Annotated in this window: 18 protein-coding genes; 8 read left to right on the top strand and 10 right to left on the bottom strand. The window is 64.8% G+C overall.

Going from position 1 to position 24074, the window contains the following annotated elements:
- Positions 1 to 2 precede the first annotated feature (2 nt).
- Positions 3 to 1121 (top strand): alpha-hydroxy acid oxidase, encoded by a 1119-nt coding sequence (locus VFC51_17735; protein ID HZT08869.1) that lies wholly within the window; start codon positions 3 to 5, stop codon positions 1119 to 1121.
- A 15-nt stretch (positions 1122 to 1136) separates the two neighbouring features.
- Here VFC51_17735 and VFC51_17730 read toward each other — a convergent pair whose 3' ends face one another.
- The 4 genes from VFC51_17730 to VFC51_17715 all read right to left on the bottom strand — a co-directional run bounded on the left by VFC51_17730 (position 1137) and on the right by VFC51_17715 (position 7791).
- Positions 1137 to 1841 carry a response regulator transcription factor gene (locus tag VFC51_17730; protein ID HZT08868.1) on the bottom strand — a complete coding sequence of 235 codons (705 nt, stop codon included), beginning with the start codon at positions 1839 to 1841 and terminating at the stop codon, positions 1137 to 1139.
- The gene (locus tag VFC51_17725; protein HZT08867.1) at positions 1838 to 3406 is read right to left on the bottom strand and encodes an ATP-binding protein; all 1569 of its coding nucleotides are present in this window, start codon (positions 3404 to 3406) and stop codon (positions 1838 to 1840) included. The genes VFC51_17730 and VFC51_17725 overlap by 4 nt, the downstream gene beginning before the upstream one ends.
- A gap of 411 nt (positions 3407 to 3817) precedes the next feature.
- A complete protein-coding gene (locus VFC51_17720) occupies positions 3818 to 5650 on the bottom strand; it encodes an APC family permease (GenBank protein ID HZT08866.1) in 1833 nt (610 codons plus the stop codon).
- A gap of 434 nt (positions 5651 to 6084) precedes the next feature.
- Positions 6085 to 7791, bottom strand: coding sequence for an EAL domain-containing protein (locus VFC51_17715; GenBank protein ID HZT08865.1), 1707 nt, complete (start codon positions 7789 to 7791; stop codon positions 6085 to 6087).
- A 224-nt stretch (positions 7792 to 8015) separates the two neighbouring features.
- On the opposite strand from VFC51_17715, the gene VFC51_17710 reads away from it, so the two are divergent.
- On the top strand, positions 8016 to 9371 hold the full coding sequence (locus VFC51_17710) for a glycosyltransferase family 87 protein (protein ID HZT08864.1): 1356 nt from the start codon (positions 8016 to 8018) through the stop codon (positions 9369 to 9371).
- A 44-nt stretch (positions 9372 to 9415) separates the two neighbouring features.
- Here VFC51_17710 and VFC51_17705 read toward each other — a convergent pair whose 3' ends face one another.
- Positions 9416 to 10726, bottom strand: coding sequence for a Rieske 2Fe-2S domain-containing protein (locus tag VFC51_17705; protein HZT08863.1), 1311 nt, complete (start codon positions 10724 to 10726; stop codon positions 9416 to 9418).
- Positions 10727 to 11163: 437 nt separating this feature from the next.
- Between VFC51_17705 and VFC51_17700 the strand changes: the two genes are divergently transcribed.
- Together VFC51_17700 and VFC51_17695 are read left to right on the top strand one after the other, a co-directional pair.
- Positions 11164 to 12366: an ATPase, T2SS/T4P/T4SS family gene (locus tag VFC51_17700; GenBank protein HZT08862.1), complete on the top strand. Its 1203-nt coding sequence runs from the start codon at positions 11164 to 11166 to the stop codon at positions 12364 to 12366.
- 43 nt (positions 12367 to 12409) lie between these two features.
- Positions 12410 to 12799: a VOC family protein gene (locus tag VFC51_17695; protein HZT08861.1), complete on the top strand. Its 390-nt coding sequence runs from the start codon at positions 12410 to 12412 to the stop codon at positions 12797 to 12799.
- On the opposite strand, the gene VFC51_17690 is transcribed toward VFC51_17695, so the two are convergent.
- On the bottom strand, positions 12784 to 13989 hold the full coding sequence (locus tag VFC51_17690; GenBank protein ID HZT08860.1) for an amidohydrolase family protein: 1206 nt from the start codon (positions 13987 to 13989) through the stop codon (positions 12784 to 12786). The two genes, VFC51_17695 and VFC51_17690, sit on opposite strands and share 16 nt — an antisense overlap.
- Positions 13990 to 14035: 46 nt before the next feature.
- Positions 14036 to 15787, bottom strand: a complete 1752-nt coding sequence (locus tag VFC51_17685) for an ABC transporter substrate-binding protein (GenBank protein ID HZT08859.1) — start codon at positions 15785 to 15787, stop codon at positions 14036 to 14038.
- Positions 15788 to 15938: 151 nt separating this feature from the next.
- Here VFC51_17685 and VFC51_17680 point away from each other — a divergent pair, with 151 nt between their 5' ends.
- Positions 15939 to 17216 (top strand): MFS transporter, encoded by a 1278-nt coding sequence (locus tag VFC51_17680; GenBank protein HZT08858.1) that lies wholly within the window; start codon positions 15939 to 15941, stop codon positions 17214 to 17216.
- A 30-nt stretch (positions 17217 to 17246) separates the two neighbouring features.
- On the opposite strand, the gene VFC51_17675 is transcribed toward VFC51_17680, so the two are convergent.
- The 3 genes from VFC51_17675 to VFC51_17665 all read right to left on the bottom strand — a co-directional run bounded on the left by VFC51_17675 (position 17247) and on the right by VFC51_17665 (position 20600).
- Entirely contained in the window at positions 17247 to 18176 is a 930-nt protein-coding gene (locus VFC51_17675; protein HZT08857.1) for an ABC transporter substrate-binding protein, read from the bottom strand.
- A gap of 68 nt (positions 18177 to 18244) precedes the next feature.
- On the bottom strand, positions 18245 to 19300 hold the full coding sequence (locus VFC51_17670) for a hypothetical protein (GenBank protein HZT08856.1): 1056 nt from the start codon (positions 19298 to 19300) through the stop codon (positions 18245 to 18247).
- A gap of 91 nt (positions 19301 to 19391) precedes the next feature.
- A complete protein-coding gene (locus VFC51_17665) occupies positions 19392 to 20600 on the bottom strand; it encodes a Rieske 2Fe-2S domain-containing protein (GenBank protein HZT08855.1) in 1209 nt (402 codons plus the stop codon).
- 153 nt (positions 20601 to 20753) lie between these two features.
- On the opposite strand from VFC51_17665, the gene VFC51_17660 reads away from it, so the two are divergent.
- From VFC51_17660 to VFC51_17650, 3 genes are all read left to right on the top strand, one after another.
- Positions 20754 to 22049, top strand: coding sequence for a Rieske 2Fe-2S domain-containing protein (locus VFC51_17660; GenBank protein HZT08854.1), 1296 nt, complete (start codon positions 20754 to 20756; stop codon positions 22047 to 22049).
- A gap of 52 nt (positions 22050 to 22101) precedes the next feature.
- Positions 22102 to 23241 (top strand): amidohydrolase family protein, encoded by a 1140-nt coding sequence (locus VFC51_17655; GenBank protein HZT08853.1) that lies wholly within the window; start codon positions 22102 to 22104, stop codon positions 23239 to 23241.
- Between the two features lie 12 nt (positions 23242 to 23253).
- Positions 23254 to 24074, top strand: an 821-nt coding sequence (locus tag VFC51_17650; protein HZT08852.1) for an ABC transporter substrate-binding protein, incomplete at its 3' end; no start/stop codon positions are given.

Raw genomic sequence — 24074 nt, 5'->3', positions numbered from 1 at the left:
ACATGGATCGACCCGAAGACTGGATTACCATCCCCGAGATCGTTCAAGCGGCGAAGGAGCGCCTCCCCATCAACGCCTGGGACTATTCCTTCGGGGGCGCGGAGACGGAAACCACCTTGCGACGGAATCGAACCGCGTTCGACTACGTCGCATTGCGCCCCCGCGTCCTACGCGACGTCCGCTCGCGTACGACGTCCACAACCTTCCTGGGCAACCCGCTCTCGCTTCCGGTCATGCTGGCGCCGATCGGCGGTCCGCAGAACTATGACCCAGACGGCGCCTTGGCGTGCGCGAGAGCAGCGGACCAGGTTGGGACCATGGCCTTCATCGGCACGCTCTCGTCGCCCAGCATGGAGGAGGTCCGAGCCGGATCAAATGGCCCGCTCGTGTTCCAGATCTACATTCGCGGCGACCGTGCATGGCTGGCCGCGCTCGTTCGCCGCGTCGAGACCGCTGGCTATTCCGCGCTGTGCCTGACCGTCGACTCGGCGGCCTACGGGCGGCGCGAGCGCGACCTGCACAAGCGGTACTTCCGAGGCGACGGCGGCACCCAGCCGAATCTCGCAGGCTTGCCCGGGAGCGAAGGCGGCGGCTCACGCGACTACCAGGCGGGTCTAACCTGGGACGATGTCGATTGGCTTCGCTCCGCCACCCCGCTTCCGATTATCCTGAAGGGAATCCTGAGCCCCGAGGACGCCGAGCTGGCCGTGCAGCATGGTGTACAGGTCGTGTACGTCTCAAATCACGGCGGCCGGCAGCTCGACCACGCGCCGGCCACGCTCGACGTCCTGCCGGAAATCGTGCGCGCGGTTGACGGGCGAGCGGAAGTGCTCGTCGACAGCGGGTTCATGCGTGGCACCGACGTCGTGAAGGCGCTCGCCCTGGGCGCGCGAGCCGTGCTCATTGGAAAGCTCATGGCGTGGGCGCTCGGAGCGGGGGGAACCGCGGGGGTCGCCCGCGCCCTCGAAATCCTGAGGACGGAGATGCTGCTCGCCATGGCCAACATCGGCGTCACGTCCATTGCGGAGATCGGGCCGGCGTGCGTTCGCGCGTCGTATCCGCCGCGTGAGGCGCCGTGGCCGGTGAACATCGATCCCCCTCGGCAGCCGTGGCTACCTTGAGCGCGAGAGGTCCCGTCAGGGCTCGTCTGCCATAAACCGGTAGCCGACGCCGGGCTCCGTCTTCACATAGCGCGCCTGCTGCCCATCCCGTTCAATCTTTTTCCGAAGGCGGGCCACGTAGACGTGCAGGTAGTGGGCTTCCGCACCATACGACGGCCCCCATACAGCGCGAAGCAGCATCCGGTCGGTGAGGACCTTACCCGGATGGCTCATGAACACGTTCAGCAGCTCGTACTCCGTGGGCGTCATGTGGATCTCCCGTCCGGCCCGGGTGACCCTGCGCTTGTCCACGTCCAAGCTGAGATCGCCGGCGGTGAGTACGACGCCGAGACTGTCCGGTCCACGGCCGGCATGGCGAAGCGCCACGCGGATGCGAGCCAAGAGCTCGTTGGCGCCGAACGGTTTGGTCAAATAGTCATCTGCGCCGCCATCGAGGGCCGCGACCTTGTCGCGCTCCGCGTCGCGGACGGATAGGACGACGATTGGCGTTTGCGCGTAGGTGCGAATCTCCCGAATGACCTCCAGCCCTTCCGCGTCCGGCAGACCGAGATCCAGCAGTATTAGGTCGACATTGCTCGACAGAAGCATTTCCACTGCCGCGCGGCCGTTCTCCGCTTCCTCGACCGCGTACCCATGCCCGACAAGATTCGTCCTGACGGCTCTGCGGATCGCCGGCTCGTCGTCCACAATCAGGATTTTGGGGTGGGAATGCGCACTCACGGTTCGCCTTGTACGCTCGTCGCGGTCCGGGCAGGTAGGGTGAAGACGAAACGGGCGCCGCCTTCGGTGCGATTCTCCGCCCATATCCTCCCCGCGTGAGCTTCGACCAGGCCCTTCGCGATGGCAAGCCCCAGCCCGATGCCCCTGGGCTGACCGCCCGTCGCACTGAGCGTGTAGAAGGGGTCGAAGAGTTGCCCCAATGCGTCCGGCGGAATGCCTGGACCGGCGTCCGTCACCTCAACTTCGATCTCATCGTCGTGCGTGCGCGCGGCGACGCGCACCTCGGTGCCGCACGGCGTGTGCTTGGTGGCATTTTCGAGGAGATTCGAGAGCACCTGATCGATCTCGGTGGAGTCGACGAATACGGGAGGCAGATCGGACGGCACATCCGTCGTGACCGTGCATCGGCCGAGTCCGGGGCCGAGGCGCCCAACCACATCGTCGATGAGAGATCCGAGGTCGTACCAGTCTCGCTGCGGGTGAAGGCTTCCGCCCTGGATCCGCGAGAGATCGAGTAGGCTCCCAACGATCCGATTCAACCTCGTAGCCTCTTGCTCGATCGCCTCCGCGAAGGCGTCTCGTTCGTCCTCCGACCACGTGACGTCGTGCTGACGCAGGCTGCTGGCGGACGCGATGATCGAAGCGAGCGGCGTCCGGAGGTCGTGCGAAACGGCGTTCAGCAGCGCCGTTTTGAGGGAATCCGCCCGCTGCAGAACGTCGGCCTCCATCGCTTCGCGGCGGAGCGCCGAGCGTTCGACAGCTTGTCCGATTTGATTCGTCACCGCGAGGAGCATACGGTCTTCCGATCTGGCAAACGTCGTTGCCCCGGGGACCCGGACCAGAATCAGGCGCCCAATTTGGCGATCACGACTGTGGATTGGAACAACATGAAGCCGCCGCGGGTGTCTGCGCTCGCTGCGGGGTGTTGAGGATGGAACAGCCCGAAACCAGTGGCCCGGGACCCCCAGGGCCGTCCCTCGTTCCTCTGGGTTCGTGCCCAACACCATCGCCGGCTGCGTGGCCACGTGTCGAGTTGCCTCGACAGCGTACGGGGCGCCTACCTCCGCTCGCTCAATGCGGCCCCCGGATGCGCCGTGGACTTCGATCGCCACGGCGTCGAGGTTCAATTCCCGCCGCAGCCGCCTCGAGACGGCTGGCAACGCCTGGTCCAAGTCGGATTCTGACAGCGTGCGACCGACGTCGTAGAGCACGATAGCCTCGCGCTCACGGGCTTCCGCCTCTCGCGCCCGCTGGCGCTGAGCGGCTGCCAACTGACCCGTCGCAACGGCCGTGAACAGGAGCACGAGGAGGGCGATCCACTCTTCGGGATCTGTGACCGTCAGCGTGTGGATCGGCTGGATGAAGAAGAAATCAAAGGCCAGAAACGCGGCCATCGAAGCGACCACCGCCGGCCCCTTGCCGAAGAAGATGCCGAGCGCGCTCACCGCTATGAGGTAGAGCATCGACGCGTTCGCGAGATGGACCTGTGTGCTTGCTAGCCCGATTGCGCCGGTGACAATGCCGACGGCGACCAGTGCGGACACGTAGCCCGCGAGCCGACGCATCCAACCCAGGCTCCGCAACCTATCCAGCGCGACCAGCCTCAGCGTGCTCATGACGAAATCGGGCAGTTGCGCAGCGCCAGAAGATGCACCGAATGACTCATCGCGACACACGTGACCCGACGCGCATGACCTGCCACAACCCCGGCCTGGCCGCCCATGTCGCCACGCTCCGATCCTGGTGACGGGGACTGAAACACAGTCGCGCAAACCGTCCTTCGACTGAGATCACCAGATCGACACCAGCGGAGTCCGCGACATGGCGAGCGAGATCGCTCATTCCACGACGCCATGGGGCCGCGAGCAGTGCCCCCAAGTGAGGGTTCCGCGCAATGGTCGCGGCCGTGGCGGCAATGAACTCGACGAGCGCGCGATCCGACGGCGAAATGGATCCGTCGGTGCTCCAATCCATGGTTAGCTTACTCTGTGGAGGTGGTAGGGCACATCGACCACAACGGTGTGCGGACGCGCAAAGAGGCGGAGCTTCAAGCGCAACGCCGTCTGACCGTGGAGCAACTGCTCCCAGAGGTGGCGAGGGACGAATTCTGGCAGCACGACGGTGATCGGCCTGCCGGGCTCCTGGTCATCTTGCTCTGCGATGTACGCGACGAGGGGCGGAATCAGCGAGCGAAACGGTGACTCGATGATTACCAGGGGAACTTCGCTCTTCATCTGATCCCATCGCTGCCGCAGCAACGCCGCCTGGCCGCGGTCATCAGATACGTGGACAGCGGTGACGTTCGGCGAGATCGACCGTGCGTAGGAAAGCGCCTCGATCGTCGCTCGATCGAGGGCGCGGATCGGCACTACGACGTCGGGCGCGGGCGGCGGGGGCGGCAGCGTCTCAGGCCAATCGATCGCGAGGGCCGCCTCCACATGTCCATAGTGGCGACGAATTGCCCACATTACCGAGATGAGGATCGGGATGAGCACCAGCACCATCCAGGCGCCGAGGGAGAACTTGACCGCTCCGACAACGATCGCCACGACCCCCGTCGCAAGCGCCCCGATCCCGTTGAAAAGTGCGCGCCAGCCCCATGTCCGTTCGACCGACTTCAGTCGCCACCAGTGCCGAACCATGCCCGTCTGGCTCAGCGTGAACGCGACAAAGACGCCCACCGTATAGAGCGGAATGAGATTCGTGACGCTTCCGCCAAACCCGACGATGAGCGCGGCGGCAAGCAGGGCGAGCAGTGCGATCCCCACGTTGAACGCGAGACGCTCGCCACGAAATTGGAACGCGCGCGGCAAGTACCCGTCCTTGGCCAGAATGCTGGCCAGCCGAGGAAAATCGGCGAATGCCGTGTTAGCAGCGAGAACGAGTAGCAACGCCGTCGAAATTTGGATCAAATAGTGAAACGGCGTCCCCTCGCCGACGAGGGTTCGGGCGAGCTGACTGACGACGGTCTCGGCTTCTGTCGGATCGGGAAGAATTCCGAGTTGTCCGGCCAGGAAGCTGATCCCCAAGAAGATGATCCCGAAGAAGCTTCCCATGAGGATCAACACCATCCGCGCCCTCGCCGACTCTGGCGGAGCAAATGCTGGAACGCCATTCGAAACCGCTTCCGTGCCGGTGAGGGCTACCGAACCCGAAGCAAACGCGCGCAGCAGGAGCACGATTCCGAGCCCCTGGGTCCCCGCGGCCTCCTGCCACTCAAGAGGCGCGTGATAGGTCGGGAGGGCGCCCGTAGTAGTGAGATAGAGCCCATATGCCAGAAGCCCAAAAATCGACACGAGATACAGGTACGTTGGTGCTGCGAAGATCGATGCGCTCTCTCGGATCCCGCGGAGGTTTCCCATGGTGAGCAGGACTACGAAGCCCACCCCGATCCATACCTTCGGTTCGTACATGGCGGGAAAGATAGAGGTGAGAGCCGCGACCCCCGCAGCAATCGAGACCGATACGGTCAGGACGTAGTCCGTGAGGAGAGCCGCCGCGGCGGTGAGGCCCGCCGGCGCGCCGAGGTTGTCATTGGCCACGATGTAGGAGCCGCCGCCATTTGGATATGCATGGATCGTTTGCTGATAGCTCGCCACGACAATGGCAAGGACGATCACAATGGCAATCGTGATCGGCAATGTGAGGCTGAGCGCGCCCGCCCCCGCAAGGAGGAGCACGCGCATAATCTCCTCCGACGCGTAGGCGGACGACGAGATGTTGTCCGAGGCGAAAACGGCCAGGCCCTTGACCACGCCAATGCGCTCGTGAAGCTCGCGCTCGTTCGGGATCCGCTGCCCGATGATCACTCGGCGGACACGCTCGGCGATCCGCCCAAAAGTCCCGGATGGGTGAAATACGCGTTCGGTCGCTACGAGCTGGCCCGGCCCAGAAACTCGAAACTCCGGAGCTCGACGTCTGACGGTCCGAACGTAGCGGTCGCCAGGCCTCCGGCCGGCAACTTCGACACTGCGGCCCTGGTGCCGCCCGATTCGCACCTTTGTCTGGCCGGGGTCCGTCCTCGCGTCGCCCCGCCCGGAGCCGTTCGCGCCATGTCGGTCAGGCCGGATTTCTGCGTCCGGCTGGTCCGACGATCTCTCCATCTCCTGTTCCTGTCTGGACCCGTTGGCGGGCACCAGCCCCGCACACGCTCGGAAGCGCTGCGCAATCAGGACGATAGAGGGCTTTCGCTCAACAAGATGTCAACAGACCCGGGCTCCACCTCAATATTTCCTCAACAGCCTCAAGACGTAGCTGTCTCGCGGAGCCAGCGCATCAGCTCCTCGGAGGGAACCGGCCGAGACACGTAGTACCCTTGGACCTTATCGCAACCCATCTCCGCCAGCGTTCCGGCTGTGGCCTCGTCCTCGACCCCTTCCGCGGTCACGGTCAGCCCCAGTCGATGGCCCAGATCAATGGTCGTCGCCACCACAAGCCGCTCTCGATCCGTCCTCCTCATTCCGGCGACGAAGGAAGAGTCGATCTTCAGCTCGTCCAAGGGCAAGCGTGACAGGTACGAAAGCGAGGAGTAGCCCGTTCCAAAATCATCCACCGAGATCCCGACACCGAGCGCCTGGAGCTGCCCCAGGACGTACCGCGCATTGTCGGGATCCACCATGAGCGTGCTCTCGGTTACTTCCAGGATGAGGGCGTGGGGATCCAACCCAGCCCCGCCCAGTAGCTCGCTCACCGCGGGCACCAGGTCTTGCCCGTGCAGGTCTCGCGTCGACAAGTTCACGCTCACGGTAAGGGGCAAGCCCGCGGCGCTCCACGTTTCGGCCTCATTGATGGCGGTCCGGAGCGCCCAAATCGTCAACGGTTTAATCGCATTCCAGCGTTCGGCGAGATGGATGAACTCAGATGGCGGAACGAAGCCCTGTGAAGGGTGCGCCCATCGCGCGAGAGCCTCGACCTCTTCGATACGTCCCGTGCGCAGTGTGCGCTTCGGCTGGTAGTACTGAACGAGGCGGTTCTGCTCGATCGCCTCGCGAAGCTCGGCGCGCATGGCTAGTCTGCGCACGGTGCGGCCGTCGTCTTCTGAGCGATACACCGCGCAGGGAAGGTGCATTTCGCGCGCGTTTTGGACGGCGACGTCCGCGTGCCGAAGGAGCTCCTCGCCATCTTTCCCGTGCATTGGGTACAGAGCGATTCCCATGCTGGCACTCAGGGCGATCCGGTTGCGGTCAATGAGAAACGGCTCCTCGAATGCTGCCGCGACGCGCTCCGCTACGTTCAGCGCGCTGACCTCGTCGCTGTCCCGCAAGAGCGCAACGAACTCGTCGCCGATCAGCCGCGCAAACGTGTCGGAAACGCGAAGGGTTGCCCGTAGGCGCTGCGCCACCATCGCCAGCACCGCGTCGCCCAGCGTGTGTCCGAGCGCCACGTTCACGTCCTTGAATCGATCGATGTTGATCAGGAGCACCGCCAGCGGCTCGCGCTCGCGAGCCGCCACGAGACACGCGCGCTCGAGCAGGTCTTGGAGCAGCGGGCGGCTCGGCAAGCCCGTCAGCCGGTCGTACATCACCTGCTGCAGGACCGCGTTCTCGTCGAGCTGCTTTCGCCTGGTGACGTCGTGCAGATGAAGCAGCAGGCCGCCTATCTGCGGGTCGGCTGTACAGTTGCGTATGGACGCGCCCACCCAGCGCCAACCCCCGGTAGGCGCAGCCACCCGAAATTCCTCGTAGCTGGTGTCCCCTTCGCGCGGCCCGACAGCGGCGATCGCCAACCGGAGCCGCTCCACGTCTTCTGCGTGCACGAGCGCGAAAACATTCGTGGACGCCATGTCGCGCGGTGGATGACCCAGAAGCACCTCAGTGGAGCTTCCGGCGTAGCGGATCGTGCCGTCGTCCGAAACCACGAGCAGCCCCGACGCGGTCTGCTCAGCAAGCGCGCGGAGCGTCGATTCGCTTGGCGAGCCGTCGCCTTGCCAGCCGTCCTTGTGCGGCTCCACTCGATCCTCCGTGCTTCGCGCTGCGGGTGGACTGCCCACGCACCACCGTCGCGGGTTCCAAGCGGATGTCCTCGTCTACACGGTCCGCGTCAAATGATATCGCCCTCCCCGAGGCGGAATGTACAGATTCGTAATCACTCAGTAATAGACATGTAATGATCCGCGGTCGTATCTTTCGCTCCGCTCACAGCGCGACAGCCCCAGTCGCGTGCGATCAGGACGAAATGGACCAAAATTGGCTCCCGCGGACCGTCTGCAGGCCCCTTCTCGCCGTCCGGGGCGCCTCCCCAGCAGTCAGCAGATTTCGGACGCTGTGGCTTGCTTATCGCTCACGGTGGTCGCCCGCGGGATGCATCAATGCCGCGGCTCTCGCGCTCGCCACGATCTACGGCCTGGTCATTCTCCAGGGCGTCGTGCGTGACGGCCTCTATGCGTGGGCCGGTTCCGATTTCCGGGCCTATCGAGCCGCCGCGGAGGTGGCGCACGATTACGGCTATGCCAAGGTCTACGACTTGCAGCTGCTCGGCGCCTTCGAGAGCCACCTCGTCGGCTTTTCGGAGCCAGGGCAGTTCCGCACGAATTTTGTCACCGTGGACGTGCCCTATCTCCCCGCCTACCTGGTCTTGTTCCAGCCGCTGCTCCTCGTCGATTGGACGACCGGATTTGCGATCTGGAGCGCCCTGAGCCTCGCGGCGATCACGGCCTATCTCCTCGTGCTCAAGCGATCCACGGGGATCCATTCGTCGCGCAGCATCGGGCTCGCCGTCGTGCTCTCGTTTCCGTCCTTGTATTCATTGCGGTGGGGCCAGGTGAACCCTTTTCTGTTGATCGCGCTCGGAGAGTTCCTCCGACTCGGGATGCGTGGGGCAGACTACCGGTCGGGTCTCTGGCTAGGCGCGCTTCTCGTCAAACCCCAGACGTTGATCCTCTTCGCACCGGCTCTGGTCATCGCCCATCGATGGCGAATGCTCCTTGGACTCCTCACCATGGCTGTCGCCGTCATCCTCGTCTCTCTGGCGGTCGGAGGTGTCGAGGCCCTCGCGAGCGAGGCCCAGCTCATTCTGTCGTACTCGGCGGACGGCATCACGGCGCAGCCAAGTATCATGCCGAACTGGCGAGGCATGGCCGTTCGGCTTGCGACGCAGATCCCGCCGACGATTGCCTGGTCGGTCGCGATCACGGGCATGCTGCTCACCGCCATGTGTGCGCTGTCCCTGTGGCACCGAGCACGACGCCCTCATTCACGCGCATTCGCGACAATGACGCTCGGGACCCTCGCGGCGACCTGCAGTGTGACGTGGTATTCGCTTATCGACACCGGCCTGCTACTCAGCGCGCCACTCTTCTACCTGGCCGGCCGGGGACGCTTGCCCGTGCGCATCGCCGCCGCGTGGATTCTCGCCCCGTACCTTGCCCTCTTCGCGGCCGCCATCGATCTCAGTCTCAACCCGATCGCGCCGTTTCTCGCCAATTTGCTCCTCGTCACGTGGAGCGCGCTCACATTCCACCGGTCTGCGGTCCCTGAGTCCACAGCGATGGCTCACGAGGTGGAGTGGTCGACGGACGTACCTCTCGGGTGACAACGGACAGGAGCGCAAATCGCCGATCGGCCGGGGGCTCGTCCCTACCGTAGCGCGCTCGCCGGGAGCGCGGCCGCATCACCGATGTCCATTCCGGCCGCCTGCCAGGGCGTGTCGCTCGGCACGACTCGACTGAAGACGGCGAGCCGGTCGTATGGGATCGTAGGATCGAGGCCAGGGGGCTCTCGTCCGTCCTGTACCGCTCGCACCGCGTCCAGCAGGCGCTGCCGAAGCCGAATGGTGACCACGTCGGCCAGCCCCAGATGCTCTCGTGTTCGGTCGTAGATCGGCCCCATGGACTCGATCATCGCCATATCCTCGTGGGGTCGGCCGGGAATGCCGGAGAACGTGCGTTTGGCCCGCATCGCACCTCGGTCCTGCAGGTACCGATTCTCCAGCCGACGCTTGATCTTCCGCCCGGACTCGTCGATGTCGACGCCCACCACCAGAAAGCGATCCGGCTCGATTTGGTCTACCTCCATGCTGGGATGGTAGCGAATCTCGTAGTACCAGTTGCTGTAGTCATCCGCTGGGACGAACAGGTGCACACCCCACGGGTGCGCGCCCACGTCGCAGCTCGCATCGCCCCAATTTCCCGATTCGGGACCGGTGACGTACGAGGTGAATGGCACGACGAACGGCCGAGCGGAGACTGCCTTCCCGCCCCCCGGGTCTCGAGGATCAGGCTGCGTCGCCACGTGAACCAGGCCGTATCGTGTATCGACAACCTCGACGCGGCGGGGCTTCTGACGCAGATGGGCCTGTTCATCCGGATACCGCATGATGTCGCGCCCATCGTGCAGGACCGGATTGTGGGAGCGGTCCATGGAGCCTTCGAGGCTCTGCAAGTAGTTGCACTCCTCGAAGACTTTCTTGATGGACCGATTCGGCGCCGGCACCAGAGTCCAATGGAAATCGGGGAATGGCGGCCGTGTTCCGCGGGGCCCAAGGTAGGCCCAGATCACGCCCCCCTGTTCGTGCACTGGGTACACGTCAGCCTTGACGCGGTCCCGGACGACACTCCCTTCGGGCTCACACGGCGTGTCGAGGAGATTCCCGTCGACGTCGCATTTCCACCCGTGGTAGAGACAGCGCAGGCCGCCTTCCTCGTTGCGCCCGAAATACAGCGCCGCTCCGCGATGCGGACAGTTCTCGGGCATCAGCCCGACCCGTCCGCGACTATCGCGAAAGGCGACCAGGTCCTCCCCCAACAGTCGGACACGGACTGGGTCACCGTCCGGCTCCGGTAGCTCGGACGACAGGCAGGCCGGCAGCCAGAATCGCCGAAACATCTCCCCGCCGGGCGTTCCAGGTCCGGTTCGGGTGATGAGCTCGTTCTCTTCCTTGGACAGCATCATCAGTCTCCCAAGTCAAACTGTGTCCCGCGCTTGCTCGGGGACGCCCGCGTGATCGCCCATATGGCGGACGGTCGCCGGATGACCGAGCGTAGTGTACGCAGCCCGCGAGCCGCGCACAACGCGTCTATCGCGTTGGGACACGCGTCCAAATTCGGGAATCCAGCCCGAGTCCAGTCGTTGGATCCGCGGGACGAACCGGGATCGACAGCGGGCAGGTCATCTCCCATAATGCAGTGCTCTGACCGATACGACGTGGTGAGGCTGCCATGGGACTTTTGAACCGCCTTGGATCCGCGAATCCATCCAGTCCCCCATCTCCTGAATCGGCAACCGCGACACCGGGAGGGTCTCAGGCCACCAGTGATTCGACCAATGCAAGAGCCACGGCGGGGCCGCCGGAAACCATTAGCTCGGACGCGGACCTGAAGAGCTGGGTGAAGACCAGAATCGTCGCCAATCTGGAGCGCCGCCCGGGCGCCGCCACCAAGTCCGGCATGCGCCAGCACATCCGCGAGCTCTTCGACCAGATCGTGGAAAGCCAGACGATCGAGCTATCCGAATCGGCGCTGGAAAGCCTGTTCGAAGTCATCGTCGCGGACCTCATAGGCCTGGGCCCCCTCGAGCCGTTCGTGCGGGACCCGACCGTCGAGGAGGTCCTCGTCATCGGGCCGCAGCAGGTCTACATCCGGGAGGGGGGCAAGTTCCATCTCACGGACGTGCAGCTCGACAACGAATCCCAGGTTCGCCTCTTCATCGACCGATTGGTCGCGTCGGATGGGCAGCGCGTGGATGAGTCCAACCCCGTCTGGCTCGGCTCGCTGTCCGATGGCAGCCGCGTGTCCGTGGCGATCCCGCCGGTGTCCGCGCGTGGGTCCGTCATCGCCATCCAGCGACCGCGGACCGAGCAGCTGAGCGCCAGTGACCTGCTCGGGCGCGAATTCCTCACCGGCGAGATGGTGGCGCTGCTGCGTGCCTGCGTCATGGCGAAGCTCAACATCGTCGTGACCGGCCCACCCGGCGCGGGAAAGACGACGCTATTGAATCTCCTCTGCTCGTTCATTCCCGCGGGGGAGTTCGTTACCATGGTCGGGAGGGGCCCCACTCTGCTCGGCGACGCCCCGGTGGTCGCTCTGGAAGAACGGCCTGCTGATGCGAGTGGCCACGGCGAGATCGGAGCGACTCAACTCCTCCGCAATGCCCTGGCCCTCCGTCCCGACCGAATCGTTCTTGCTCAGTGCACTGGCCCCGAGGCGCTGGATATGCTGGAGGCCATGACTCGCGGCGTCCGGGGATGGCTGACGGCGGTCGAGGGCGCATCGCCGACCCAAGCCCTCGGCTGGGTGCAGCACCTCGCGTCATCCGCCGGTACCCATGCCACACCGTCCGCTATCCGTGAGTGGATCGCCGCGTGCGTGGACGTGGTCGTCCACGTGGACCGAGGGGGCGACGGAGCGCGCAAGGTCACCAGCATCAGCCAAGTCGCCGGGCTCGACGCGGCCGGCCAACTCGCGCTCAACGACGCATTCCGATTCGAGATACCGCATGATGGGGCGGCCGCCGGGCGATTCGTTGAGACCGGTCAAGGCTCCGGCCTGATTCGTCGACTGCACGACGCGGGGATCACCCTCCCGGATTGATCTCCGCCGCATACCGCTGACTTTGCAGGGAGGACGACGGAACGTGGAGAGCCCATTCATCGTCGAGAGCCTCGATCACATCGTGCTGCGCGTTCGAGATCTGGAGAAGTCGATCGCCTTCTATGAGATGTTCGGGGGTCGCACCGCTGCGACCGGCGCCGTCAACACGCCCATGGCGCTTGGTCCCGCGACCCGCGTGTTGCTCCATCACGAGCCCAACTACACGCCGCGGCCGGACGGGCAAAATCTCCAGCACCTCGCCCTGTTTCTCAGGACCGATCGCAGCATCGACGAGCTGCTGGACTACGTGCGCGCCCACGGCGCCAAGCCGTGGGACGGCCCGAAGGACGTGGGCCGCGGCTGGATCCAGTTCCGCGTCAATGACCCGGACGGCAACGAGATCGAGCTGCGGGTCACTCAGGCCGAGAGGTAAGCCTCCGGATCGAGGTGGAAGAAGTCGCAGACGTTGCCGCTCAACATCTGGGCCCGCTCGTCTTCCGGCACCCCCGCGAACGTCACCTCGATCGCCTGCTGCGACTCCGGCCAATCGCTCTCCGCGTGGGGGAAATCGTTCGCCCACATCATGCGGTTGACACCGATCTCGTGGCGCATGCGTACGCCGACCGGATTCTTCATGAATCCCCAGTAGAAGTGCTCGCGCACGTACTCGCTGGGCATCCGATCGAGCTTGCGCACGCCCAGATAGCGCGACGACCAGGAGATGTGACGCTGGTACTGGTCGTCGAGCGTCTCCAGGAAGTGAGGCAGCCAGCCCACCATCGTCTCGGCGAAGTAGAAGCGCAGACCGGGGAAGCGCTCGAACAATCCGTCGAAAATCATCTGGACGGCGTTTCCGGCGCCGCGCACCGCGTACATCGTGAACTTCGAAAAGGGATCGAGGCCCCGGGCCACGTCCCGCAGATCGTACGGCAGCCCGGCTTGCTCCCACGGGAGTGGGAATGGCGGGTGGCCAGCATCTGCCCCGGCCCCGGCAAGGTACATGTGCGCGGTCAGAGGCATGTTCAGCTCGAGCGCGCGCTCCCAGAAGCGGTCGTCCTCGGGCGTGGGATACTCCTGACCGCTGGGATACCGCGTCAGGCAGACGCCCTTCAGGCCGCTGGCGGCGCAGTACTCCAGCTCCGCCACCGCGTCATCGATCCCGGAGTCCGGAATCATCCCCATGGCCATCAGCCGATGCGGCGATGCCGTGCAGTACTCCTCCGCCAGGAACTCGTTGTAGGCATGGATCACGGCCGCATAGGCCGCGACGTCCTTCGCCTTGATCCGTCGGTAGGAGTCGGCCCCAGCGGGCGATGCGTACATGATCTCCCCGTCGACCCCGTCGATATCTTGCTCCTGCAACCGCTGCTGAGGGCTCCCTCGACCGGGGGCTGAATCGAATCGACCGAGGTTGGGCGTCCGTTTCTCGTACGGAAGGCCCGAAAGACCAGCGGTACACATCTCGGGCCTGCCATCCAGCACGACCGTCGCGTCGGTCCCGTCCGGCAGCTGAATCGTCTTCGGGGCGCAGTCGCGGTACTTGGGTGGCACGCGCCAGGTCCAGCGCTCCGCGGCGATCTGCAGGTGTGAGTCGGCTGAGATGATCGGATAGCTGCGAGCCATCGGGTCCTCCTCGTCGGTGCGGGAAGTTGCCGCCATTGTCGCTTCGTTACCTGAACTCCCACTCGTACACGTTCCATGCGAGGTTCGACTCCGGAACGGCGATAGCGGGACCTGTCAACCCTCGAACGTAGGCGAACGGCTGCGCGCTGAAGAAGAGCGACACCAGCGGTAGGTCGTCGCTGTAAATGCGAAGCATCTGACGCACCAGGTCCACGCGCTCTCCGCGATCCAGCGTGGTGTTGAAGCTGCTGAGGATCCGGTCAAACTCCGGGGAGACCCAGCCACCGCGATTGCCTCCAACCCATCGGTTCGCCTGGCTGGGGATCTGGCTAATCGCCAGGTAGTTCAGCGCGGAATCACCCAGGTTTGTATTGCTCGTGAACATCGAAGGGAATGTCGCGCGGACCTGCCCATCCCGCGACTGCGCGGACGGGAGCACCTTCTGTTGAATATCGAACCCCGCGCGACCGAGCCCATCGGCCATCACGAGAATCTCGCGAACGAAATCGGGATTCTGATTCGTGACCAGCTCGAGCGACAGCCGCCCGTCCGCTCCTTGGTAGAAGCGGTCGCTCCCTTTGACGAAGCCGGCCTGACTCATCAGCGCCTCAGTGGTTCGGGGATCATACGGATACGTCGTGATGGAGTCATCCAGGGCCTCGCCCCATGCCGAGCCTTCCCAGATGGGCGTATCGGCGAAGATCGCCTGGCCCGCGTACACGGCCTCGTTTATCGCCTGTTTGTCGATGGCGTGCGCGATTGCCTTTCGTACGCGGACGTCGAGAATGGCGTTCGGATTTGCTAAATCGGGGCGAAGCTGGAAGGCCGTGGCGTGCCAGGCGTTGGGCCAGCGAAAGACCGCGCCATCGTTCGTCTGGGCCCACTGCGCCCGTAAGGTCTCGGCAGCCTGGGCGATCGAGCTGTCCGTCGCCACGTGCGCCTCCCCCGAAAGCAGCGTCGCCATCACCACGTTCTGATCGTTCCCGAATCGCAGCTGGATGCGAGCGATCTTTGGCGCGCCCAGCGGGTAGCCTTCAAACCGGATCGCGTCGATGGACCCGCCCTGCTGCCATTGCTGCATGCGGTAGGGTCCCGCTCCTATGTATTCGGGTCCCCAGAACGAATTGGTGGCGAACGCATCGCGACCGGTCGACGCCATCTGATCGAAAGCGCCCGCCAGGATGTGCTGCGGGAGCGGGGGGAACTCCCGGTTGTACAGCGAGAGGGTGTTGGCATCGGGGTAGGGCACGCTCCAGTTGATCACGAAGTGCTCGCGATCGAGAACTTCCAGGTCTGTGATCGACGACATGGGCGGCTGGCTGGCGAGGCCAAGCTCGGGCGTGGAATACACGTGCCAGGCGAACTCGAAGTCGTTCGCGGTGAGCGGCTCGCCGTCGTGCCACGTGAGATTGGGCCGCAAGGTGTACAGAGTGCGCATGGTGCCATCGGGAAACACCTGCCACGTATCGGTGTGGAGCGCGGGGATGCTTGCGAGCAGCTCGGGTTGAGGTTGGCCCCGGGCATCGATGAGGGTGGGCAGCGCGTTGAAGATGCGCAGCGCGACGTGGAGGCCTGCTCCCTTCTGGACAAATCCCCTCGTTGCGACCGTGGCCGGTTCCACGCCGACCAGAATCACCAGCGGGCGGTCTGCCTGCCCCGTGTCCCTCGGCGCTGTTGATTGGCCGACGCTTGCGGGTGTGGTCGTGCATCCAACCAGAGCGGTGACCAGAAGCACGAATGCGCGGGACGCGTGCCACCGCACCCTGTCGCGAAGTACCCACAGGATCCCCCGTCCCATGCCTTTCTCCTGCCCATCGGAAATCGTGCGATGGCACCATGATACTGATCGGCGGACCGGGACACATCATGGCCAATCTTCTGCGGCGACGCTGTGCCGATTCGAGCGCGAAGCGCCGTATCGTGGCGCGCCCATCCGGTACTATGGGCCCGTGACTGAGGTTGCGCCCCCCGGGCGAGCCGGCGGCCGTGCAGAAGGAAACGCAGTTTCGTGGAATGCGTTTCTGTCGATCTATTTCCCCGCGATGCTCCTCGCCCTGGGGACCGGCGTCGCACTGCCCGCCATCCCGCGGATCGCGAAATCGTTCGACGTGAGCTTTGGCCTTGCGAGCTTCGTCGTCACGTCATTTCTCATCGGGGGAATGGTCGGCACGCTGCCGACAGGATGGGTGATCGACCGGTTCGGACGCCGCCCGGTGATGATCGCCGGCCCGATCCTCACCGCCGCCATGGCCCTGCTTGTCATGACCGCCCAATCCTTCCCGGAGCTGCTGATCTATCGCTTCTTCGACGGTTGGGCAGCGCAGATGTGGCTTCTCGCCAGGCTGGCCCGGATCTCGTTCGGGGCCGCTAGCAGCCAACGTGGCCGGCAGGTGACGTGGATGTACGGGATGGACAACGTCGGCCGACTGGCGGGACCGCTGGTCGGCGGGCTGATCGCCGCGACGTGGGGTGATCGAAGTCCCTTCGCCGCGTACGCCGTCCTCGCCCTCCTGGCGCTGATCCCGACCGTCAAGCTGGCGCCGGAGATCCGGCCAGTGCAGGTGGAACGAAGCCGGTCTGCACCGAGCCAAACGCGTCGGCCCAGTCTGCGGGAGATCGTCTTGCCGCGCCTCCAGTATTTCGGCGTCGCGTTCTTCTCAGCCATGGCCCGCGGACCCATATTTGCCGGCGTCATGCACCTGTACGCGGCGTTCGCCTACAACCTCGACGCACAAGCCATAGGCGTCCTCGCGACCACGACGAGCGTCATGGCCCTTCCCGTGAGCTTTACCTCCGGGTGGCTGATGGATCGCTTCGGCCGCAAGATCACCATGGTGCCCGGCTTCCTCGGCGTGAGTCTCACGATGCTCGGCGTCGCGGCCACTGCGTTCCTCCAGCTCCCACTCGGCTGGTACGTCGCGGCGTTTCTCTGCGCCGCGGCGGCGCAGAGCCTCACCGGCGGCTCGGTGCAGACGATTGGCGCGGACGTGGCGCCCGACGGCGCACGCGGGATGTTTCTGGGTCTCTGGCGTTTCACCGCGCAGATCGGGACAGCCGCGAGCCCCTCAATCTTCGCCTTTCTGGCCGACCACAGCGGCTACGGCTTCTCGTTCGTCTACGTCGCCATGGCGGCGGCTGTCGTCGTCGTGCTGCTCATCGCCTACGTGCCCGACACGCGGGCGAGCCACGAGCCGGCGCCAGCGTCCGTCCCTGTCCCCGCTCGTTAAGCGAGGCTCACTCCTGGCCCCTTGCGGCGCTCACGACTCCTCATACACGCGAGCGATGAAGCCACTCGCGTCCAGCTCGCGCACGAAGCGCTCGTCGACGAAATCCCCGGGATCCGCGCTCGCAGCCGCCGGAAGGTCCCGCGCGATGATGCGAAGCGCGGTGGCCAATCCGTCTGTGCGCGGATAGGGCGCCTTCGGCATCCCGGGCATCGTCAGGTCGTAGTGCGTCTCCATCAGCGAGCGGTCGCGCTCGCCGGTGAACTCTTGCAGCACGCCGACCGTGAACGCGCGGTCCGTTCTGTACCGGTGGAGCCCTTCGATGTACGCGGCGATGAAGGACCGGGCAATATCCGGATGGGCGGCGACGTAGGGTCGCCGGGCCGCGATTCCTCCCAGCGAATAATTCAGCCCGTATTCCGCGAGATCGACGACCAGGTGGCACCCTCTACGCCGCGCCTCGATGGCTGCGGGAGGCGTGAGGACCACCGCGTCGTATTCCCCGCGCAAGAGCGCGTCGATCTGGCTGGCCTGGCTGCCCGCATGCGGAACCAGCGTCGTTCCGCCGATCCCCTCCCGGCCAAGCTGCTCGTGGAGGAACACGGTGAGCAGATCGGTGATCGCCCCATCCCCACTTCGCGCCAGCCGCGCCCCAGCGAGGTCGCGCTTGCTGCCGAGGCCGGGGCGGCCGACCAGAAATTGCTGATTGATCCCGAGGGCGAGGAACACCACGTCCGCTTCGCCGGTCAAAACCATACGAAGCATGGAGGGCGCGGCGAGGTTCCCGAACTGAAGCTCGCCCGCCATGAGTCCGTCGACGACGCTTCGCGCTCGGCCGCGGTCCTGCGGTTCGACGGCAAGCCCATGCTTTTCGAAGAGACCGGCTCGAACGGTGATGAGCATCGGTCCGGCCCCCTGGGCGGGCGTGGCGTACCCCGCCGCGATCGGCGTCAGCTCATCCATGCGCACCTCGTGTCACGTCGAGTACGGGAGAGCCGGGATCCTCGCGCCCGCCCATCGTATCGGGTCGCTCAATCGTCCGCCGCGGCCCACAGCCCCCAAACGGGCTTCACCTGGATGCCGGGCATGATCTCCCAGTGCTCGCCCATGTCGCGGGTGAGGGCGATCGCGCCTGGGCCGGTATCGACGTTGGGATAAGGATAGCGCCCCAACCCGGTGAACACGGCATTGCGATCGTGCGGGTGCGGGACGAAGCTCCACGCGCGCTCCCGCATATCCTCCGGAAGGCCCGCGCCGGCTCCCACCCGATGCCAGGATTCACCGCTGTCCAGGCTGCGAAAGATTGCGCCGCGCGCGCCCTCCGGTCGGTTCCACGAGCCCGGCGACTTATCGCCCGTCGAGATGAGCATCACCGGGTCTGCTGTGGGATCCTGAGATGGCACGACGATGAATTTGTAGAAATAATCGCGCGTGAAGCCGTTCTCGGCGCGCGTCCAACCACGCGCCAGATCCGTCGTCGAGAAGAAGCCGCGGGCCGTCGCGGCAAAGTATTGGGCGCGCCCCTGCAGCTTCGTCACCATGTGGATGTCCACGTAGTCGATGCCCTCCGTGGCGTCCTCCCACGTCTCGCCCCGATCGTCGCTCCGGATCACGCCGCCGTGCTCCAGCGCCAGCACGATGTGCTTGGGGTTTTCCGGATCCACGAAGATGTTGAGAATGTGGCTCTCTTCGCCCAAGACGGGATAGATCTGGCGGGCGCGGATCTCGGGCGGCAGCTCTTGGAGCCCCGTCAACTCCTCCCAGTGCTGACCGGAATCCTCGCTTCGATACAGATGCACCGGCGCGGTCCCCGCGTAGATGACGCGATCGTCGGTGGGATCGACCGTGAGTGACCAGACATCGTGCTCCAGCAGCTTTGTCCAGCTCCGGCCGGCGTCGTCTGTCCGGTAGACGCCGTCATGCTCGACGCCGGCGAACACGCGCTCTGGCGTGGAGCGGGAACCTGCCACCGCCCGGCAGGGTTCCTTCGGGATGCCCGGCCCAACGACCTCCCAGCCGGCGAGCCCCTCGCGCCACACGGAAAGCCCGCGTTCGGTCCCCGCGTACAACCGGACGTGCCCGCTCATCGCAGCCCTCCCATGTCATCGGCCTGCGCCACTGTAGGCTCGAGGCGAGCCGGCGTCAATGGTTCAAGCTGCGAGGGTGACGCAGCCGCTCTCACCGTGGCTGTGGCGCCACCGACACGGCCGACACCGGTGCGGGAACCTTCTGCACTGCATCGATATAGACCTGGATGTTGGTGTCGATCAGCTCATTCATGGGGTCCCGAATTACTCCGATCGGGTCCTCACCGTGCTGCACCTTGTCGATCTCCCGACGGAGCAGCTTGCGGAGTAGCACAACTCCCTTATCGGCCGTCGCGAGTCGCTCGACGGTGCGATCGGAGATCGCCCCCTGGGTTTCAAGGACCGTGTTGTCCTGGTATAGAAGCTGGTCCATGCGATAGGTGGCAAACGGATGGCGGGCGTTGGCCGGCGTTTTGCCGACGGTTTCATCGGCGTACCTGATCCGTCCAGAAGGGTCCCGGCCGGCCGCGGCCCGCGCGTCCGTCGGCGACGCATTGCCGAGACCCAGATCAATGAGAAAGCTGAACCGCCGCGTGTGGGTGTCGTCGATCGGCACTTTAAAGTTCAAGATGTTGTAAATGCGCTGACAGGTGGGAAATATGAGCAGGTCGGAATCGTCGTAGCCGTCTGCGTCCACCCGGTGGCGACTAATTCCGAACGCGGTCTCCGTGTAGTCGGTCGACGCGAGCTGGTCAATCAAACCCCGCGCTGTGTTCATGCCATCCACACCTCGCTGGCGCGTGGCCTGGTGAAGGATCACCGTGTGGGTTTGATCCACGTGATTCTCCATCGTCTGCAGCCAGTTACAGTCCAGGCTCTCCAGGCGTCGAATGCTGGAGATCACTCCCCGTTCGGTGACGTCGTAGCGCTGGAGCACGGGCGCCGGCGCTGGCCCCATGTACGTCCAGTACATGCCGTAACGCTCGACGACCGGATAGGCGCGGTGCTTGACCGTGAGATAGAACTTGCTGTCGGGCGGCTCTGCCGGCGTCTCGAGACAGTTGCCCCGCGTGTCGAATAGCCAGCCGTGGTAGGCGCACGCAATACCGCGCTCCTCGACTCGGCCGTACAGGAGTGAGGCGCCACGATGGGAGCAGTGGTCGGCGAGGAGCCCCACTCTACCGCTCTTGTCGAGGAAGAGGACGAGGTCCTCGCCCAGCATCCGAATGTATTTCGCGGGACTATCCGAGCAGACGTCCGACACAAATGCGACGGGATGCCAGTAGCGGCGAAGAAGCTCACCGCCCGGCGTCCCCGGACCCACTTGCGTAAGGAGTCGGTTTTCCTCCGCGGTCAACATGGCAGCCCCCCAAAAATCGTGGTCCTGAGTATAGATGACGCGTATCCACGCGCGCGGTTGCCTCGATATCGTTCGTCCCGTGAACCATTTTGGGATCCCCCGTACAATGGCCGACAACATTGGCCCCAGTGTAGGTCGTAATTTGGAGGAAGGATGCTCAGCCGCGAAGAAAATGAGCTTCTCACCCGCGTCGGTCCGGGCACGCCGATGGGAGAGATGATCCGACGATTCTGGGTGCCGGCCTGCCTGTCGGAAGAGCTACCGGAGCCGGATTGCGACCCCATCCGCGTCCGCCTCTTGGGCGAGGACCTGGTGGCGTTCCGCGACACGTCCGGCCGCGTCGGGCTGATGCAGCACCGGTGTCCGCACCGGGGCGCATCGCTGTTCTTCGGCCGCAACGAGGAGGGAGGGCTGCGCTGCCTCTACCACGGGTGGAAGGTCGACGTGGAGGGGAAGATCCTCGACACGCCGTGCGAGCCGTCCGAGAGCATGATCCGCCACCACGTAACGCACCGCGCCTATCCGACCGTCGAAGCCGGCGACGTGCTGTGGGCCTACCTCGGACCCAGGGAGAAGCAGCCGCCCTTCCCCAACTATTGGTGGACGAACGTGCCGGCCAGCCACCGCGTCGTCGGGAAGATCGACTACGCCTGCAACTACCTCCAGGGGTTGGAGGGCACGGTGAGCGATGCGCACAACAGCGCCCTCCACGCGGGTTTTGCGTTGATGCACTGGACGCCTGATCAGATCGAGCGCATACGCGGGATCCGCATGGTGGGCACCGTGGGCTCGGAGGCGGCGCTTCCGCACACGTTGGATATCGTTGATACGGCCTACGGCTTCCGTTACGGGAGCGCGCGACGCGATCGACCCGCCCCAGAAGGGAAGAAGGTCCTGAACATGACGCCGATGCTGCTCCCGTTTCACGTCTGGTTGCACGAGGTCCCACACATGTTCGTGCCCGCAGATGACGAGCACACGTGGCTCTACGACGTGCGTGCTTCTGAAGTGCACGCGATCGACCGGGATACGGAACTCGCGCAGCGCGGCGAGCGCGTTGGGGAGGACCTCGCTCCTGACCACCACAAGCTCCGCACCCTGCAGAACAACTACCAGCAGGATCGCACAGCGATGCGGGAGCGGCGGGAGTACTGGAGCTACTCGGGGATCCCCTGGGGAAAACCGCTGCAGGATATGCTGGTCACCGAGAGCATGGGCCCGATCTACGATCGGGAGACCGAGCATCTCGGGATGAGCGATACCGTTGTCGTTCACCTTCGAGCGCGCATGCTGGCGGCAGTTCGGCGATTCATGGAATCGGGGGAGACGCCGGCGGAGGACAGATCCATCCGTTGGGATCTCATCCGAGGGGGAACATCCGTCGTCCCCGTCGACATCCCATGGTCGGCCCTCGAATACCCCGACGAGGCCGAGTCAGGCGTTCGCTGATGCTTCCGTGTATCGGAACCAGGAGAGCATGAGAATAATGACGTATTCATGCATGTCGGGCGACAGTCACGTCCAGTTCGAGGCGGAAACCTATGCGCACCGCGTTCCTGAGAAATTCCGCGACAAGCTGCCCCAGCGGATCAAGCTGCCGAACGGCGGGGATGGACGGCGCTATCCAGACGGCACGACGTTCGTCGGCAGCACCGGACACTACGCGGGCCATAGTCCCGAGACGTTCGATCCGCGCCTCGTCCATTTCGACGAGGAGGTCGGCCACGGTGGTCCCGAGCAGCGACTGAGGGAGCAGGACGCGGACGGCGTCGACGCCGAGATCCTGTACACGATCTGGGGTCGGCGGGGCTTCGACACGGAGACCACCAAAGCCGTCGTTCATGCGTACAACGCCTATCTCGCCGAAGAATTCTGCTCCTACGCGCCCGATCGGCTGCTCGGGATCGGGCTCCTTCCCCACAGCGGGTTGGTGGACGACGACATCGCGGAGATGGAGCACTGCAAGAAGCTGGGGCTCACCGGCGTCGTCGTGTACAAGTGGCCGAACGGCCAGCGCTACCCCACGCCCGAGGACGACCGGTTCTGGGCCGCGGCGCTCGATCTTCAAATGCCCATCAGCGTGCACACGGCGATGAACATTCGGCGCGCAGAATACGGCGAGTTCTCGATCAAGTACCCGATCGAGCCCGACGGCTGGGAGCGGCCGCCGATCTGTATCGTGGACCGGATGTCGCGCTACGGCACGACCCACTGCGGCTGCCTCGAGTTGACCGAAATGATCATGACGGGAATCTTCGACCGCTTCCCGGCCCTGCACATCTACTTTGCGGAGAATCAGATCGGCTGGATACCCATCTTCAAAGAGCAGATGGACATGATCTACGAGGTCAACCACGTTTGGGCGGAGCGGGCACTCGGACTCCATAGGTTGCGGCGAAAGCCGAGCGAGTACGTTGAAGAGCACGCGTACTGGGGGTTCTTCGATGACCCCATCGGCGTCAAGCTTCGCCACGAGGTTGGCATCGATCGCATTATCTGGGGAAGCGATTTTCCGCACGAGGTAACCCGCTGGCCCGAATCGCAGAAACTGCTCAGCCAGCAGCTCGCGGAAGTGCCCGCCGACGAGCGGCGGAAGATGCTCAGCCAGAATTTGATCGACTTCTTTCACCTCGACAGGTAGTGGAGGCGGCGGATGACAGCGTGGCTCCCAGATCCTCGCACCTCCATGCTGGTCCTGTCCGCGTTTGTGGTTGCCGCATGCATGCCCGCTCCTCAACCCGCTCAACGGGCGGGGCAGGCTGCGGAACCGCACGCGGAGCACGTGCTCGTTGTATCGATCGAGGGCGAGCCGCAATTCATCGCTGCGCTGGCGCCGATGGCTGGCCTGGGCGCCAGCGACTTCTGGACGCGCGCCTTCAGCGCGTTTCTGGACCTGTACGACGGCGATAGCATCTCTCACCCGTACCTCGCCGAGGCGCTGCCGGCTCTGCACGACGATAGCTGGGTGGTGTTCCCCGACGGGACGATGGAGACTCACTACCGCCTGAAGCCGAATCTGGTCTGGCACGACGGGGCGCCGCTCACCGCAAGCGACTTCGTGTTCACTTTTGAGAATGCGACGCCGGAGATCGGCTTTCGGACCGGCATCGCACCGTACAACCAGATGGATCGCGTGAGCGCGGACGACGACCGGTCGCTGACAATCCACTGGAAGGGTCCGTACCCCGACGCCGGGGTGCTTCTGGGAACCGGTTCCCGAATGGGACTGGTCCCGTTGCCGCGACATCTGCTCGAATCGACCTTTGCCCTCGGTGATCCAAAGGCCATCAGGGAGAGCCACTACTGGGACACGGAGTTTGTCGGTGCGGGGCCTTTTAAGCTCAGCCGTTGGGAGCCCGGCTCGTTCATGGAGGCAACCGCGTTCGACCAGCACGTTCTGGGGCGACCGAAGATCGACCGGATCCGGTTCATGTTCATCGGCGACCAAAACGCGGCGTTTGCAAACATGCTGGC

This window comes from Chloroflexota bacterium (assembly GCA_035652535.1).
Taxonomy (GTDB): Bacteria; Chloroflexota; UBA6077; order UBA6077; family SHYK01; genus DASRDP01.
The sequence above is the reverse complement of the archived record's forward strand: the minus strand, read 5'-3'. Positions and strand labels throughout refer to the sequence as shown.